Raw genomic sequence first — 15,960 nt, 5'->3', positions numbered from 1 at the left:
GGTCCCTACGCGGACTTCTGGGATTCGGCGGCCTCGGGCCGCAGATCCTTCAGGCGGAGCCGATGGCTCGGTTCGCGGGGAAGCGCGATCGTGTGGGTGACGCGCGGGCCGGGTCCCGCGTGGAGGAGCTCGCCGGGTTCCATCAGGCGCCAGGCGGGGTTGTCGTCCATGCGTTCGCTGGCGATCACGACCGCGGGCGCGCCGGTCAGGTCGCGGGAATGGACGCGCATGTGGCCGGCGGTGCCGCCGTGGTCCAGGTGCCGGTCGCCGTGCCGGCCGCCCGGCGGGCGTTCGAGCACGTACAGGGCGTGGGTGTCCGGGTAGCGCAACGCCCACAGCCCGTCCGCGGTCGTCAGGACCAGGTTGAGGGAGTAGACCGGCAGGCGGTCGGCGACCCAGCGGGCCGCGCGGACGATGCCGCCGGCGACGTCCCCGCCATGAGCCCGGATCTCGCGTGTGATCAGAGCGAAGAACCGTTCGGAATCGGTGTCCCCGTGGACCAGCGCGATGTCCGGACCGAGCTCGGTGTCGAGCTCGTCCAGGTTCTCCAGCACGCCGTTGTGCGCGAACAGGCGACCGTCCTGTTCGAACGGGTGAGTGTTGCGCCGCTCCAGGCCGCCGGTCGAGGCGAAGCGGATGTGCGCGAGGAAGGTCGTCGACTCGACCTGCTTGGCCTCTGTCGCGAAACGCCGGTCCTCGTACGCGGCGATGGGCGCCTTGCTCACCCGCGGGGTGCCGTCGGCGTCGAAGTAGCCCAGCCCCGTACCGTCCGGGTCCCGCCGGCTCTGGTCGCTGAGGCTGTCGGGGGCGTCCAGCAGCCAGAACGTGGCGTGCGTACGCCGCGGCGAACTGCTCATCCCGAACAGGCGACACATCACGTCTTGATGCCGTGAGCGAACGCCTCGTTGCGGACGACGATCCGCAACACCGACAGGTCGGTACGGTCCGGCGGAAAGGTGTACGCGGGCACCAGCCGCCCGTATTCGCGCAGGGCGGCCGAGACGTCGAAGACGGTGAAGTTGGTGATCTCCGGGCGCAGCCGGAACGCGAAGACCGGCGCCTCGCCTCCGTCGGTGATCAGCTCGAACGGCCCCAGCGCGGCGATCTCTCCGGCCAACCGCACGGCGACGTCCCGGCAGGTGCGCTGGACGCGGCGGTATGCGTCGAAGCCCAGCCGCAGGAAGTTGCAGTACTGCGCGATGACCTGGGCGCCGGTACGGGAGAAGTTCAACGCGAACGTGGGCATCTGCCCGCCCAGGTCGTTGACGTGGAAGACCAGGTCGTCCGGCAGCGCGTCGGCGTCACGCCACAGCGCCCAGCCGAGACCGGGCATGACCAGCCCGTACTTGTGGCCGGAGGTGTTGATCGACGCCACGCGGGGCAGCCGGAAGTCCCACACCAGGCCCGGGTCGAGGAACGGCGCGATCACCGCGCCGGCGGCCTCGCTCGATCTGGTCGTCGAGCACCCCGCCACCCGCCGGGGATCCGGGGCGTGCCACAGCCGGGCCGGCATGTGCACGCACCGCAGTTCCAGCTCGGCGGTCTGCGGACACTCATCCTTGTCGATCATGTTCTTTTCCGCGCACTCGGCCACGAGCCGCAGCGCCCGCCGGGTCCATCTCCCCGGCGGCAGGGCGTACCGGGGAACCGTGACCGGCTCCTGGCTGAAGAGGGGATTCACCTCCAGGTCACGGGTGGAACGACCGCCGCGCCGCGAGTGCTTCAACGCCATCTGCTGACATCCCCCGAAGCTGTGAAGCCGTACCCGGCGATCACAGAATTCCCCGCGCGGCGCGTCGCGACGCCCAAGCGATCTTCAACCTACGGCGGGGCCAGACCCAAGCGCGCCCTGCTCCGAGCGCTACGCCGCACGCCGTCCGACGAGACGCGCCGGGTCGAACGCGACGGGGAACGGCTGGGTCAGCTCCAGCACCTGCCCCGCGTTCGCCTTCGCCACCAGGGTGTACGCGCCGTCACGCAGATGAAACACCTCGACGTACGGCGGCGCGATCCCGGCCAGTTCGATGCGAAGGAAGGTCGGGATGCCGACGCCGGCGTAGATCCGGGGCTTGTCGTGATAGTCCCGCTGGCGGTGACTCGGACTGACGATCTCGGCCACGAGGTGAGTCTGCTCGGGGAGCAGCACGGTGGCGCCACCCAGAATCACGTCTGCGTCACCGACCACCACATCCGGGACCGGCACCTCGTTCGCCGTCCGCACGCCGAACGCTTCGAGGACCTCGAGGTCATGCGATGCGGCATCGTCCAGAATGCGTACCAGCCGCTTGGCGCAGAGCTGATGAGTCGACAACGGCGTGGGACTCACGACAAAGCTCCCGTCGATGAGCTCGATCCGCTGCCCGACGGTTTCGGGCAGGTGAAGCCAGTCCTCGACGGTGTAGTGGTCACGGGGCAGGTCGACCTCAAGGGGCACGGCCATGCCTTCCTCACCTCCACTACGCATACTTCAGTTAAACACAGATCGCCGATCACTCAGCGACACCGTTCGATTACGTCGGGGAATCGGGGGATTAGCGCACCGAGAGGCCCTTACGGGCGCGTTCGTCAGGAGAATCAGCGTCGAGAACGCCGATAGCGGGGATCTGCTGGGTCGCGCAGTGGATGTTGCCGCCGCCCAGGAGGAGTTCGCGGGTGGGGAGGCCGACGACGGTGTGGTTCGGGAAGATCCGGCCGAGTCGGAGCATCGCCTCGTCGTCGTGTTCGGGGTCGAGCAGTGGCGCGAAGACGTGGTCGGACGTGAGGTAGAAGTTCGCGTACGACGCCGCGAGGCGGCCGGGTCCCGTGTCGGGCACGCCGAGGGTGTCGACGCCGCGGGCCTCCTCATCGGTGCGGTGAAGCGGGCCGGGCAGGGGGAGCTTCTCCACCCGCAGTGTCCTTCCCCGGGCGTCGGTGGCGTGCCGTAGGTCCTCCAGCGCGCGGGCGCTGCGCTCGTACTGCGGGTCGCGCGGGTCGTCGGTCCAGGTGAGGCAGACGACGCCGGGAGCGGCGAAGCAGGCGATGTTGTCCACGTGGCCGCGCGTCTCGTCGCAGGTCAGGCCCCACTCGATCCAGACGGTGCGGGTGACGCCCAGGTAGTCATGGAGAAGCTTTTCCATCGCGGGCTGGGAGGGCGCCGGGTTCCGGTCGGGGTCCAGAAGGGTCTCGGCGGTGACGAGGGCGGTGCCCTCGCCGTCGACGTGGAACGCCCCGCCCTCCAGGACCATGGGGGCGCGGTAGCGATCGGTCCCGGTGAGGTCGAGGACCTTCCGGGCGTACTGGTCGTCGGTGGCCCAGTACGGGTAACGGGCGCCGTAGCCGTTGAAGGCGAAGTCCACCCCGCGCCGGCGGCCCTCGCGGTCGACGACGTAGGTCGGGGCGATGTCGCGCGCCCAGCCCAGCCAGCACGTGGTCTCCACCACGCGGACGCGGCCGTCGAGTACCGCGCGGGCGTGCGCGTACTGGTCGCCGGTGACCGTGACGGTGACCTGCTCGCCGACGTCGGCGAGCGCGTTGGCGACGGCCGCGAGGGCGCGCTGGGCGGGCCGTGCGCCCTCCCGCCACACGTAGCCGTTCTGCGGCCACGCCATCCAGCATCCCTCGTGGGGTTCCCACTCGGCCGGCATGCGGAAGCCGTCCGCCGCCGGCGTGCTCTCCAGGGTCCTCATCGCGTCCACCCCGGTCCGTCCGCCGCGGCGCCGACCGGGGCCCGCGGGTCGGACGCGGCCCGGGCGCCGCCGTCCGCCGCGCGAGCGCGCCTGCGATGCCACACCGCCCAGGCGACCAGCGGCAGCAGGACGGCGAACTCCACGGGCGGAACCACGGTGGCGCTCGTGGAGAGCGGCAGCGTGAAGACCAGCACGAGCCGCAGCAGCGCCTCGGCGGTCAGCCCGATGCCCAGTACGACGGTCTCGACCAGGTGCAGCCTGCGGTACGCCCGCTCGTCCGCCGGCCGCTCGCCATGCAGCTTGCGCGCGAGGTACGCGGTCGCGGGCGTGCCCTTGACGCAACTTCCCAGGAACACCAGGCCCGCCAGCCCGCTGGTCACCGGATCGCGCGTGAGCAGGAGCCGTGGGTCGGCGGTCGCCGCCGCCAGGGCGGCCATGACGCCGTACATCCCCAGCATGCAGACGGCCAGGGCGTCCGCCTTGCGATCGTGCACGGTGACGGCGACCAGCCATACGCCGGCCACCACCGTGGCGGTGAGCAACGAGCGCAGCGTGGAGACACCGGCGAGAACACAGCCGTAGTACGCGAGGGGAGAGATCCCCAGGTCGAGTGCCAGGCGGACCAGACGTGCGCCATGACGCCGACGCCTCTGTCCCATGAGACCTCCTGCAAGGGGTGAGAAGAACGAACGAGAGCCAATGTAGCATGACCGTGCTACTACAAGGCGTAGTCGATGGCGCCGCATTGTCCAGGGCACCGAGAGGACGGCTAGATTCGTCGCATGCCCCGGTACGTGGATCCCGTCGCCCGCCGTACGGACGTCATCGACGCGCTGTTCCGGGTGACGGAGCGCGACGGGTTGCACAGCGCCTCGCTGCGCACCGTCGCCGAGGAGGCGGGGCTCAGCATCGGTTCCGTACGTCACTACTTCGCGAGTCACCACGACCTGATGACGTTCGCGATGCGCTCGATGCTCGACCGGCTCGGCACCCGCCTGCGGACCCGCCTCGACGAGCTCGGCGACTTCCGGCGCCTGTCCCCCGCCGAGCGGCTCCGCGCCGCGACGGATCTGCTGGCCGAACTGCTTCCGCTGGACACCCGCCGCCGCAGCGAGGTGGCGGTCTTCCTCGACTTCATGGTCGCGAGCCGGACCGACACGTCGTTCCAGGCACCGGCCCAGGAGGCGTCCGCCGACGAGCGCGTCTTCGTACGCCTGCTCCTGGACCGGCTCCACGAGACCGGCACGCTCCGGCGGGACCTCGACCTGACACTGGAGACCGAACGTCTCGCCGCCCTCATCGACGGCCTGAGCCTGACGACCGTTCTCCGGCCGGGCCCGGCACGGCCCGAGGACCACGTCGCCCTGCTCGAAGCCCACCTGCGCGCGCTGACCCCGCACGACGAGACCACGGACTAGCAAAAGCTGGACAAAGCGCACCATAAACCGGTTATCGGTGATTGGTGCACGGGAACGCTATGTCATGCAGTGGGCGCCTGCAGGCCCCCGTTCACGCACTCCGGCGACGACGAATTCCGCCGAGTCCTCCCTGTGGATAAACAGTCCGGCCGACCGACGCCGGGAACGGGGTCGCGGCGGAGAATACGGCCACGAATTCTAGGCGCTGAAAACCGACTCCCCCTCCTCATGCGAGGGGGAGTTCCGGTTTTCCAGCGAGACCGGCGCGTCGCCGCCGGGCGAAAATCAGTGACTGAGCAGCTGCTCCAGATAGGCGACCCAGTGCGGTTCCGCGTCGACCGGTTTCACGCCCGCGCGCAGCCGGGCCGGCTCGCCCGGGGCGTAGAAGCGTTTCAGCGCGTCGGTCAGGGAGTCGACGTCGTCCGGGTCGCACAGCAGTCCGTCGATGCCGTCGCGTACATGATCGGCGAGGGTGCCGGCGCGGGTGGCGATCACCGGGACGCCGTGCTCGTACGCCATGAAGACGTTCTGCGAAGCCGTCGCCGTGCGGTAGGGCAGCACGAGCGCGTCGGCGCGGGCGAACAGGCCCGGCACGTCGTCCGCCGGGACGTACCCCGGCCGCAGCTCGACCCGGTCGTCCAGGCCGAGCGAGGAGATCAGCGCGCGCGTCTCGTCCACACCGCCCCAGAACTCCCCGGCCACGGTCAGCGAGACGCCGTCGAGGCGCGCGAGGGCTCTCAGCAGCACGTCCAGCCCCTTGTACGGCCGGACCATGCCGAAGAACAGCAGGTGGTCGGCCGGCTCGGCGTCGGCGACCACGACCGGCGTGCCGCCGGCGGGCGTCGGCAGGTGGGCGGGCAGTCCGGCGGTGACCACAGGGGTGCCGGGCGCGAGGTCGCGGGCGAGCTGCGCCTGCTGCGCGGAGTGCACCAGGGCGCCGTCCACGCGACGCAGCAGCCGCCGCATCAGCGGGACGTCGTAGGGCTTGCGCTCGTGCGGCAGGACGTTGTGGCAGAGGGCGATCAGGCGGGGGCCACCGCGGCCGAGGCCACGCGCCATGCCGAGGTAGGCCGGCACCTGGACCGGCGAGAGCACCACCAGCACGACGAGGTCGAAGGAGCGCAGCCGCCGCCCCGTGCGGATCCAGCCGTCCGGGCGGTACCAGGCCAGCGTGCGGCGGGTGCCCGGGAACGGCACGCCCTCCGGCGTGGAGATCGTCTGCTCGCCCGGGTAGAGGAAGCCCGGATACTGGGCCTTCCACGACTCGATCGTCACGTCGTGCCCGGCCGCGGCGAGCCGGTGGGCGAGTTCGGTCGTGTGGTGTGCGCCGCCTCCCTTGTACGGGAAGGCGGGACCCACGATCGCTATCTTCACGTGTCTCCCCGCGACCGCACGATGAGGTCGGCGAGCAGCGCGAGCGAGGCGATGATCATGCCGGTCACGAAGATCATGACGGTGTTGTTCGCGAACCGCACCGGGTGCACGATCAGGTCGAAGACGCCCTTGGCGATGCCCAGGCCGAGCAGCCACAGCGCGGGCGGCATCAGCACCTTGAGCGGGTTGAAGTACATCACCATCCGCAGCACCTGCAGGATGTAGCGGTAGGCGTCGTGCACGAAGTGGAACTTCGACTTTCCGGCCCGCTTGGCGTAGTCGATCGGGACGTACCGGACGTCGTGCTGGTTCGACATGAACGCCAGCGTGATCGTGGTGACGCAGGAGAACCCGGGCGGCAGCAGCTTGAGGTACGGCTCGGCGACGTCACGGCGGAAGGCGCGCAGGCCGGAGTTGAGGTCGGGGATCTTCTGCCCCGCCAGCCGCTCGGCCGTCTTGCGGATGAACCACTTGGCGGGCACCCGCAGGAGCTTGTGCGAGCCCTCCTCGCTGGTCCGCGCGCCCACGACCTGGTCGACGGTCGGGTCCTCGTCGAGGATGTCGACCAGGTCGGGGATGCGTTCGTTGGGGTAGCTCATGTCCGCGTCGGTCCAGACGACGATGTCGCCCTTGGCCTGCTGGGAACCGATGCGGCGCACGGTGCCGGAACCGCCGTTGCGGTGGAACGGGACCACCTGCATGGAGGGGAAGTTCGGCGCCGCCTCCTCGAGCCGCGCCAGCGTGCCGTCGGTCGAGCAGTCGTCGACGGCGAGAAGCTCATAGGTGTGGCCACTGGCATCCATCGCCTTACAGATGCGCTCGACCTCGTCGATGACGTGGTCCTGCTCGTTGTAGCACGGCAGGACGATCGTCACGTGGGGCGTGTCAGTCACGCATGGCGAGGATACTCGGACTGGCTGGGCCACGAGCCAAGGGTACGCACTGTTCACCCTGCGTACACGGGAACGGCCATCCAGACGTTGATCGCCAGTGACCACGTGCCGTGCGGAGCGGCGACGAGGCTGCTGGAGTCGCGGCGGGTGCTGACGTGATAGACGCGCCGCGCGGTGCCGTACGGCGCCACGTCCACGGAGTTCGCGCCCAGGAGCACCGGGCGGCGACCCGCGGCGACGACCTTCTCACTGATCCGCTCGACGTCCTCCGACGCCGCGGTGTTGGAGCCCGGCCGTACCCGGATCCGGCCGGACGGCACACCGCACGTGCCGCGGACGAGCTGGGTGAAGCGGTCGGCGGTGACCCGCTCGATGATCAGCACGGTGGCGCGCGGGCCGATACTGCGGCACATCGACCGTGCCTGCGCCACCTCGCCCTGCTCCGTCGGGGTGAACATCATTCCGGTGGAGGTCAGCACGGTGGGCACTAGGACCAGCAGCACGCCGACGACCGCCGTGCCGCCCGCGATCTGCGGCCCGTACCCCAGCCGCCGCACGCTCCGCACCGCCCAGGCCATCATCCACAGCGCGAACAGCAGCAGGCCGGGCAGCACCACGACGATCAGCCGCCGGCTCGCCCAGGGATGGTCCGGGGTGATTCCCGGCCGCCACAGCGTGGTCACCGTCGTCCACGCGATCACCGCGTACGGCAGGAGCCAGTCGGTACGGCGGCGGAGCAGCAGCTTGCGCAGGAGCAGGCCGGCGCCGATCGTGGCGAGCAGCACCGCCGGCACGCCGATGTACCAGGTCACCCAGTGCAGGCTCAGCTCGGAGTACTGCCGGTACGGGTCGGCGGGCAGCCGCAGCGACTTCTGCAGCGCCGCGATGAAGGAGGCGTTGGCCTCGTCGTCGGGGTTGTGCGGCACGCGCCGGACCGTCTGCAGGCTCGGCCGGGCAGCGAAGAACGCCATCACCGCGAACACCGCCGCCAGCGCAAGGTCCGGCAGCCGGAACCGGTCCAGGCGGGGCAGGCCCCACCGCCGCACGACGACGACCGCCACCGCCGTGGCCACGAGCACGGCCCCGCCGATGTACAGCAGCGGGACCAGTGAGGCGCGGACGTAGTGCAGGTACGGCTGCGAGAGGGTGTAGCCCTCGAGCACCCCGGCGCCGACGCCGACGACCAGCCCGGCGAAGAGCGCCGGCCCCGTGCGCCGGCGCAGCGCCACCAGCAGCCCGGCGTACGCCACGACGGGCAGCACGTCGCGCAGCCCGTCGATGCGCACCAGGATGGTGAGCCCGAGCGCGAGCCCGCCGAGCAGCGCGGTCAGGCGGCGGTTCGCCCGTACGGCGTCGATGGCGAGGGCCAGGCCGCCGCACACCAGCACGAGCGCGGCCGTCTCGCTGTAGATCGACCGCGAGATCATCATCATCGGCCAGACCAGCGCCAGCAGCAGCGCGCCGGCCGGCGCCCACCGGGGCCCGACGAGGCGCGCGGTCAGGCCGCCGAACGACAGGACGGCCAGCGCCCCGATCACCGGCATCGCGGCGAGCATGGCGTACGGGCCCGCGAGGCGCCCGACCGGTGCGAGGATCATCGGCGTACCGGCCATGAACTGCGGCCACAGCACGCCGCCGCGCTGGTAGAACGCGGGGCTGCCGAACGACAGCGCGGGATCCGCGCCGCCGAACGGGCCCAGGGCCGGGTGGATCGGCAGCGACCCGTGGCCGGCGAGCCAGGTGGCGAAGTTGAAGTACGACGCGGGGTCGCGGCGCACCACGATCTGCTCGGAGAAGGTCAGGAGCTGCATCACGCAGAACGCCACGGTGACGGCGAGCAGGCCGCCGACCGTCCACCACGAGCCCCAGCGCGCCCCGGACGGGCGTACCGCCCGCAGGCCGAAGGTCAGCACGAGCGCGGCGACCGGCACGAACGACGCGATGGCGGGCAGCGGCGTGAACACCCCGGCCATGAGCAGCGGCAGCGCGACCGCCAGCCAGCAGACCAGCAGCAGCGCCGGGGCGACGGTCAGCCGGGCCAGGAAGACGCCCGCGCGGGCCTCGCCCGGGTCTCTCCTGTCCCGCTCATCCGTCGGTTCGGGAGCGACTACCGACACGGCGACCCGTCACCTCCGCTTCGAAGTGGGAATCGCCCTGATGTCGGCGCGTCCGTACGGTCCCGGACCAGCTCATCGACCAGCACAAGCAGTCAGGCTAGAACACGGATCGCAACGGAGGGGTCTCTCCGACGCGAACCCGGCGCGCACGAGAACCCATGAGACACCCCGGCTACACGCGGAACCCGTGAAACACCCCTAGTCTTCACTCTCATGTCTCATCCCGTCGACCTGCTGCGGGGGGCGCTGGCGGCCGAGCCGTCCCGCCCGCTCGTCACCTTCTACGACGACGCCACCGGCGAACGCGTCGAACTGTCGGTGAAGACCTTCGACAACTGGGTGGCCAAGACGGCGAACCTGCTGCTCGACGGGCTCGCCGCCGACCCGGGCGCCCGGGTCGCGCTCGCCCTGCCGGTGCACTGGCAGACCGCCGCGTGGCTGTTCGCCTGCTGGTCGGCGGGGCTGACCGCGATTCCGGTGGACGAGGGCGAGATCCCCGCCGACGCCGACATCGTGGCCGCCGGCCCCGGCCGGCTGGAGGCCGCGCTCGCGGCCACCGGCAGTGGACACGCCGAGGTGGTCGGCCTGTCGCTGCACGCGCTCGGCGCGCCGCTGGCCGAGTGCCCGCCCGGGGTCACCGACTACGCGGTCGAGGTGCGCTCGTACGGTGATCACTTCACCGGCGTGACGGACGCGGACGCCCCGGCGGTGGAGATCGGCGGGGAGGTCATGAGCGGGGCGCGGCTCGTCGCCGCGGGCGAGGCGCTGGGGCTGCCGCCCGGCACTCGCACGCTCACGACTGTGTCCTACGCCACACCGGAAGGGCTGCTTTCCGGACTGATCGGACCGTTGGCCTCGCAGGGATCAGTAATAATCTGCCAAAACCTCGAACAAAGCGGACTAGATCGACGTATATCCCTGGAAAGGGCCACTGCGTTGGTCACCTCGCCTAGCCTCTAGGGCCGAATGTTCAGCGACTACGAGTACCCCGAGTACGACGACCCGCTCGGCGACGCGCCGAAGCGAGGCGTCCTCTGGCGCGTGCTCGGCTGGGTGTCGATCGGGCTCGCCGTGGTGCTGGTCGGGACGAGCCTCGTCGCGTACGGGACGTACCGCAAGCTGCAGGGCAACATCACGCAAGAGGACGTCACGGCCGAGCTCGGCACGCACCGGCCGCCCAAGCTCAACCAGGCTCTCAACGTCCTGCTGATCGGCTCGGACCAGCGCAACGGCGCCAACGCCAAGTACGGCAAGGCGGAGGGCGAGCGTTCGGACACGATCATCCTGCTGCACTTCTCCCCCGGCGGTCAGAAGGCCGTCGGCATCAGCTTCCCGCGCGACTCGATGGTGAACCTCCCCTCGTGCAAGACCCCGAGCGGGCGGACCATTCCGGGCGGCCTGAACATGATCAACTCGTCGTTCAACAACGGCGGCGCGGGCTGCACCATGCACACCATCGAGACGCTGACCGGGATCCGCGTCGACCACTTCGTCAAGGTGGACTTCTCCGGCTTCAAGCGGGTGGTGGACGCCCTCGGCGGCGTCGAGATCTGCCTGCCCCAGCGCGTGGACGACAGAGACAGCAAGCTGCACCTGTCCGCCGGCCGGCACATCGTCAAGGGCGACACGGCCCTCGCGTACGTGCGCAACCGGCACGGCCTCGGCGACGGCTCCGACACCGACCGGATCAAGCGGCAGCAGAAGTTCCTCGGCGCGGTCGTGAAGAAGGCCACCAGCAACGGCACGCTGACCAGCCCGGGCAAGCTCTACGGCTTCCTCGACGCCGCCACCAAGTCGGTCACCACGGACAAGGACTTCACCGTCGACCAGATGAAGAAGGTGGCGGGCAGCCTCCAGGGCATGTCAGCGGGCAAGGTCCAGTTCGTCACCGTGCCGTGGGGGGCCTACGCGCCGGACCCCAACCGGATCGCCTGGCGGCAGCCGGACGCCAACAACCTGTTCGCCGCGATCCGCAACGACAACAAGATCCAGACACCGGCGAAGGCCCAGAAGGTGAGCGTGCCGCCGGCGCAGATCAAGGTGCGCGTGCTGAACGGCACCGGCACCGCCGGTCTGGCCCAGCGGGTCGGCGACCAGCTGACCGCGCGCGGCTACTCCGTCGCCGGCATCGGCACCGCGACGACGAGGCCGAGCAAAACCGAGCTGCGCTACGGCAGCGGCGCCGACCAGCAGGCCACCGCGCTCGGCCAGGTCGCCCCGGCGAGCACGCCGGTGCCGGACCAGTCGGTCGCGGCCGGCGTCGTCGACCTGGTCCTCGGCCCGGACTGGAACGGTCTCAAGGGCGCCCAGTCCACCACCATCCCCAAGTCATCGGACGCCGTGACCGCCTCCGACGACCCCTGCAAGACCTGAGAGCTTTTGGAGAGTTTTTCGACCCGGCGTCCGATCAGCGGCCCGGATAGGTATGGTCGTTCGCGGCCCCGGGCGTGCCCGGGGCCGCCCTCACCGTCGTCCCTCAACGGAATCGATGACTTCGCCGAGCACACCTCACACCGCACCGCCGGCCTCACCGACCGGCATTCCGGCCGACGCCTCCGCCGCCCCGACGGTCCCCGCACCACGGGACGCGGTCGTCGAGCAGCGTCCCGCGCGACGGCGGCGCGACCCGTTCTTCGACAACGCCAAGTTCATGGCCATCGTGCTCGTCGTGGCCGGTCACTCGATCGTGAACCTGCGCGACGTACGCGCCGCGCACGCGCTCTACATGTTCGTCTACACGTTCCACATGCCGGTCTTCATCGTGATCACCGGCTACTTCTCGCGTAACTTCACCTTCAGCGGCCGCAAGGCGCAGAAGCTGATCGTGAACCTCGGCGTGCCGTACGTCGTGTTCGAGACGGCCTACTCCACCTACCACTGGGCGGTCGGGCACTCGAAGTTCGAGATCAGCATCCTGGATCCGTACTACCTGACCTGGTTCCTGATGGCGCTGTTCCTGTGGCGCCTGTCCACGCCGGTCTGGCAGCAGATCCGCTGGCCGGTCCTGGCGGCCGTGCTGATCTCGCTGCTGTCGGCCATGACCGCCCTGCCGGGCGAGCTCGAGATGCACCGCACGCTCGGCCTGGTGCCGTTCTACGTGCTGGGCCTGGTGCTCAAGCCGGAGCACTTCGAGATGCTCAAGCGCCCGGTGGCCCGGGTACTGGGCGGGATCACGCTCGTCCTGGCGCTCGCCTTCACGTACCTCTTCGCCGACCGCCACATGACCACCGAGTGGATGTACTGGCGCGACGGCAACGCCGACATGCACGTGAACAACCTCGTCGGCTCAGGCATGCGCCTCGGCCTCCTGGTGGGCGCGGGCATCCTCGTGTTCGCGTTCCTCACGATGGTGCCCGCGCGCCAGACCTGGTTCACCAACCTGGGCGCGACCACGCTGTACGCCTATCTACTGCACGGCTTCGCCACGAAGCTGATGGAGTACATGGGCTGGTACGACACGCCGTTCCTGCACACGCTGCCCGGCGTCGCCGTGACCGCCGTGACCGGCGCGGTGCTCGCGACGATCCTGTGCACCCCGCCGGTGCGCTGGCTCATGCACTGGGCGTTGGAGCCGGACATGTCGTGGGCGTTCGTCCCGCTGCGCCGTCCGAAGAGCGTGTGAGCACCAGTTCGGCCCACCGGTCGCAGACGAGGTCGAGGGCGTAGGACCGCCGCACTTCTTCGCGTGCCCGCGCCCGCTCCTCCTCCCAGCGGCCCTCGGCGACGGTCGCCGTGATCGCGTCGGCCATCGCGGCCGGGTCGTCGTGGATCCAGCGGCGGTCATAGATCCGGTCCGAGCCCTCCCAGGGCAGCAGCGCCGGTATCGCGCCGGAGGCCATGCCCTCGGCGGGCGCCAGGTGGAAGCTCTCGTCGTCGCTGGTGGACAGCACGAAGCCGACCCGTCGCAGCCAGGAGGCCACGTCGGGCCCCGCCGGGTCGAACACCACACCCGGGGCGAGCAGCGGCGACCGGCGGATCCGGCGGAACAGCGCCTCGAACCTCTCCCGCTCCTCGCTGCGGTTCCAGATCCACGGCAGGTCCCAGGGCAGCTTGGACTTGATGAAGAGCGTGAACCTCGGGTCGTCGCGCCGGAGGCGTTCGAGCACGTCGACGGCCAGGTCGAGTCGCTTGCGCCACGGCGCGAGGCCGATGAAGCCCAGATGGTGCTCGGCGCCCGGAAGCTTGGCCCGGCCGAACTGCGCGTCGTCCACCCAGTTGGGGATGACGGTGACCTTGTCGGCGGGCCAGCCCGTCATCTTGCGGGTCAGGTCGGCGTAGTGCGGGCTGACGCACACCACCTGGTCGACGGCGTCGATGTCGAGGCGGCCCGGCCACGCGCCGTACAGCTCGAAGCGGTGCAGCCGGACGACGAGGCGCTGTTCCGGCCGGCCGTGCTTCTTCAGCCACTCGCTGTACCAGATGGCGTTCGGACCGCACCACTCGCAGACCACGACGTCCGCCCACGCGGCCAGTTCACGGCTGACCTCCGGGTCGTGCTTGCCGAGCGCGGGCCACTGGTCGACCCGTACCTCCACGTTCGGCAGGGAGCGCAGGTGGTCGAGCAGCCGGGTGAAGAACTTCAGGTCGTGCCCGGCGACCACGATCTTCGTCGGGCTCGCGCCCTCCGGAGCGGGCGGGAAGGCCTGGCGCAGATAGCCGCGCAGCCGGCCGGCGGCGGCCTGGAGCGTGAACGCGCGCGCGGCCTCCAGGCAGCGCTCGCGCGCCCGTGCGTACGTCGCGGGGTCGGCCGCCCCGGCGATGACGTCGACCACCTCGTCCTCGGTGCCCGCGAAGAGCGGATAGTCCGGGCCGAGGAGGTTCTCGTGCATCGGCGTGCGGTTCAGCACGACCGGCACGCCGAGGCCGCCCATCTCCAGGACCTTCGTGGACAGTTCGAGGCTGGCGTCCAGCTCCGGGTGCCGCCAGGACAGCCCGATGTCGCAGCCGGCGCTCACCCGCATCGCCTCGGCACGCGGGTGCCCGCCGTGCCAGACCAGGCCGGGGGTGGACTCCAGTGCCACGCGCATCCGGCGGGAGAACCCCGGGTCGGTACGGTCGTTGTGGATCTTGTCGCCGACCATGTGGAGCTCGGCGTCGACGCCGCGCGCGGCCAGGCGCCGGGGCAGCGAGGTCATCTCGTAGGTGTTCCACCGCGGCGCGAACTTGCCGGTGTAGACGAGCTTCAGCGGCCGGCCGGGGATGCGCTCCGGCGCCGGCTCCAGTCCCTCGGGCAGCACCACGACCGGCGGGAACAGCACGCACTTGCCGGCCGCCTTGTGCAGCATGCCTTCGAGGAAGCAGCGCAGTTCCTCGGTCTGGCAGAGCAGGAAGCGCGACGCCTTGGCGACCGCGGCCAGTTCGCCGCGGACGCCCTTGTTCGCCGGGGCGGCCATCTCGGCGGCGTTCTGCGGCACGTCGGTCAGGTAGGTCCACAGCCGTCCGGCCAGCGGCGTGGCGGTGACGCGCACCGCGAGCCGGCGCCCGCGCACGACGACCAGGTCGTACGGCTCGGCGGCGTCCAGCTCGGTCAGCAGCTGAGCGGCGTCCTCGACCTTGAGGGGGCCGGCGGCGTCCTCGGGCCGGCGCCGCACGGTCACTCCCGGCAGCCGCTCCAGCGGGGCCACGAGGCGGTCCGTGCGCACCGGCGCCTTCAGCACGAGGGTGACCTCGACGCCCGCCTCGTGCAGCGCCTGCACCATCGCCTGGGCCCAGATCGCCGACCCGTCGATGATGTTGAGGTCCACGTCGCCGTACACGAGAGCGCGCACGCGATTTCCTTTCGCGGTGGTGGTGAAGGTCATGGTCGTTCGAGGCCGAAGCGGGTGCGAAGAGCGGCGAGTCCCTCGTCCAGGGGCGTGCCGGCCTTCAGCGTGGCGTCCCAGCCCAGCCCTGCCAGACCGGGCGCGGAGCCGAGCAGCACGAGCGGGCGGCCCCGGCCCCGCGCGACGTCCATCAGGCCCAGCAGGGCGCGCTCGCGGTCCGGCACCCCCGGGACGCCCAGGTACGCCCACGGCCCGCCGGGCGCGCCCGCGGCGGCGTCCACGAGCACCAGGTCGACGTCGGCGGTGTCGACGATCAGGGCGGCGTCGTGCGGCATCAGCGGGACGACGCGGGCGGTACGGCCCAGCTCCTCGGCGGCGGCCGCGCCGAGCACCCCGGCCACGATCAGGCCCGTGGCGGGCGAGCCGACGATCAGCCGGTCCTCGTCACGGGCGCTGAACATCGGACGCTCGCGGGCGTCGACCGACGTGACGACGTTGGGCGCGCCGCGGTGCCGCCACATGCGGTACAGCTCGCGCGGCAGCCGGACGACGCCCTTGCCGGGGCTGCGCGCCGCGTCGGTGACGGCGCGGCCGACCCGCAGCGAGGTCGACTCCTCCAGGGCGGCGACCCGCGCCTCCAGGATGCGAACCCGGGCATCGCGGTCGGCCAGCGCCGCCTTGAGCCGGGACACCTGCCGGTCAGCCATTGAGCAGTCCCTTCGTATCCGCGA

The 15,960-nt window shown here is 70.9% G+C and carries 14 protein-coding genes; 4 read left to right on the top strand and 10 right to left on the bottom strand.

Annotation, left to right across the window (positions count from 1 at the left end; all coding sequences use genetic code 11):
- Positions 1–5: 5 nt before the first annotated feature.
- From QSK37_RS25685 to QSK37_RS25665, 5 genes are all read right to left on the bottom strand, one after another.
- Entirely contained in the window at positions 6–875 is an 870-nt protein-coding gene (locus tag QSK37_RS25685) for a class II glutamine amidotransferase (RefSeq protein WP_285625699.1), read from the bottom strand.
- Entirely contained in the window at positions 875–1,732 is an 858-nt protein-coding gene (locus QSK37_RS25680) for a pyridoxal-dependent decarboxylase (protein ID WP_285625696.1), read from the bottom strand. The genes QSK37_RS25685 and QSK37_RS25680 overlap by 1 nt, the downstream gene beginning before the upstream one ends.
- 129 nt (positions 1,733–1,861) lie before the next feature.
- Positions 1,862–2,440, bottom strand: coding sequence for a Uma2 family endonuclease (locus tag QSK37_RS25675; protein ID WP_285625694.1), 579 nt, complete (start codon positions 2,438–2,440; stop codon positions 1,862–1,864).
- Positions 2,441–2,531: 91 nt separating this feature from the next.
- On the bottom strand, positions 2,532–3,665 hold the full coding sequence (aguA, locus tag QSK37_RS25670; protein ID WP_285625692.1) for an agmatine deiminase: 1,134 nt from the start codon (positions 3,663–3,665) through the stop codon (positions 2,532–2,534).
- Positions 3,662–4,324 (bottom strand): VC0807 family protein, encoded by a 663-nt coding sequence (locus QSK37_RS25665; protein ID WP_285625690.1) that lies wholly within the window; start codon positions 4,322–4,324, stop codon positions 3,662–3,664. The genes aguA and QSK37_RS25665 overlap by 4 nt, the downstream gene beginning before the upstream one ends.
- Before the next feature lie 123 nt (positions 4,325–4,447).
- On the opposite strand from QSK37_RS25665, the gene QSK37_RS25660 reads away from it, so the two are divergent.
- Positions 4,448–5,083: a TetR/AcrR family transcriptional regulator gene (locus tag QSK37_RS25660; protein WP_285625687.1), complete on the top strand. Its 636-nt coding sequence runs from the start codon at positions 4,448–4,450 to the stop codon at positions 5,081–5,083.
- A gap of 285 nt (positions 5,084–5,368) precedes the next feature.
- On the opposite strand, the gene QSK37_RS25655 is transcribed toward QSK37_RS25660, so the two are convergent.
- Genes QSK37_RS25655 through QSK37_RS25645 form a run of 3 tightly spaced genes read right to left on the bottom strand, consistent with a single transcriptional unit; the run spans position 5,369 to position 9,467 of the window.
- A complete protein-coding gene (locus QSK37_RS25655; protein WP_285579214.1) occupies positions 5,369–6,457 on the bottom strand; it encodes a glycosyltransferase family 4 protein in 1,089 nt (362 codons plus the stop codon).
- Positions 6,454–7,350 carry a glycosyltransferase family 2 protein gene (locus QSK37_RS25650; RefSeq protein WP_285625684.1) on the bottom strand — a complete coding sequence of 299 codons (897 nt, stop codon included), beginning with the start codon at positions 7,348–7,350 and terminating at the stop codon, positions 6,454–6,456. The genes QSK37_RS25655 and QSK37_RS25650 overlap by 4 nt, the downstream gene beginning before the upstream one ends.
- Before the next feature lie 53 nt (positions 7,351–7,403).
- Positions 7,404–9,467 carry a hypothetical protein gene (locus tag QSK37_RS25645; RefSeq protein ID WP_285625682.1) on the bottom strand — a complete coding sequence of 688 codons (2,064 nt, stop codon included), beginning with the start codon at positions 9,465–9,467 and terminating at the stop codon, positions 7,404–7,406.
- Between the two features lie 213 nt (positions 9,468–9,680).
- On the opposite strand from QSK37_RS25645, the gene QSK37_RS25640 reads away from it, so the two are divergent.
- From QSK37_RS25640 to QSK37_RS25630, 3 genes are all read left to right on the top strand, one after another.
- Complete coding sequence (locus QSK37_RS25640) at positions 9,681–10,427, top strand: TIGR03089 family protein (protein ID WP_285625679.1); 747 nt, start codon at positions 9,681–9,683, stop codon at positions 10,425–10,427.
- Positions 10,428–10,433: 6 nt separating this feature from the next.
- Positions 10,434–11,840 (top strand): LCP family protein, encoded by a 1,407-nt coding sequence (locus QSK37_RS25635; protein WP_285625676.1) that lies wholly within the window; start codon positions 10,434–10,436, stop codon positions 11,838–11,840.
- 115 nt (positions 11,841–11,955) lie between these two features.
- Positions 11,956–13,089: an acyltransferase family protein gene (locus QSK37_RS25630; RefSeq protein WP_285625673.1), complete on the top strand. Its 1,134-nt coding sequence runs from the start codon at positions 11,956–11,958 to the stop codon at positions 13,087–13,089.
- On the opposite strand, the gene QSK37_RS25625 is transcribed toward QSK37_RS25630, so the two are convergent.
- Positions 13,019–15,268, bottom strand: coding sequence for a glycosyltransferase (locus QSK37_RS25625; protein WP_285625671.1), 2,250 nt, complete (start codon positions 15,266–15,268; stop codon positions 13,019–13,021). The genes QSK37_RS25630 and QSK37_RS25625 overlap by 71 nt on opposite strands.
- Positions 15,265–15,936 carry a hypothetical protein gene (locus QSK37_RS25620; RefSeq protein ID WP_285579227.1) on the bottom strand — a complete coding sequence of 224 codons (672 nt, stop codon included), beginning with the start codon at positions 15,934–15,936 and terminating at the stop codon, positions 15,265–15,267. The genes QSK37_RS25625 and QSK37_RS25620 overlap by 4 nt, the downstream gene beginning before the upstream one ends.
- Positions 15,937–15,960 lie beyond the last annotated feature (24 nt).

It is taken from the genome of Actinoallomurus iriomotensis (assembly GCF_030269445.1).
GTDB classification, from domain to species: domain Bacteria; phylum Actinomycetota; class Actinomycetes; order Streptosporangiales; family Streptosporangiaceae; genus Actinoallomurus; species Actinoallomurus iriomotensis.
The sequence above is the reverse complement of the archived record's forward strand: the minus strand, read 5'-3'. Positions and strand labels throughout refer to the sequence as shown.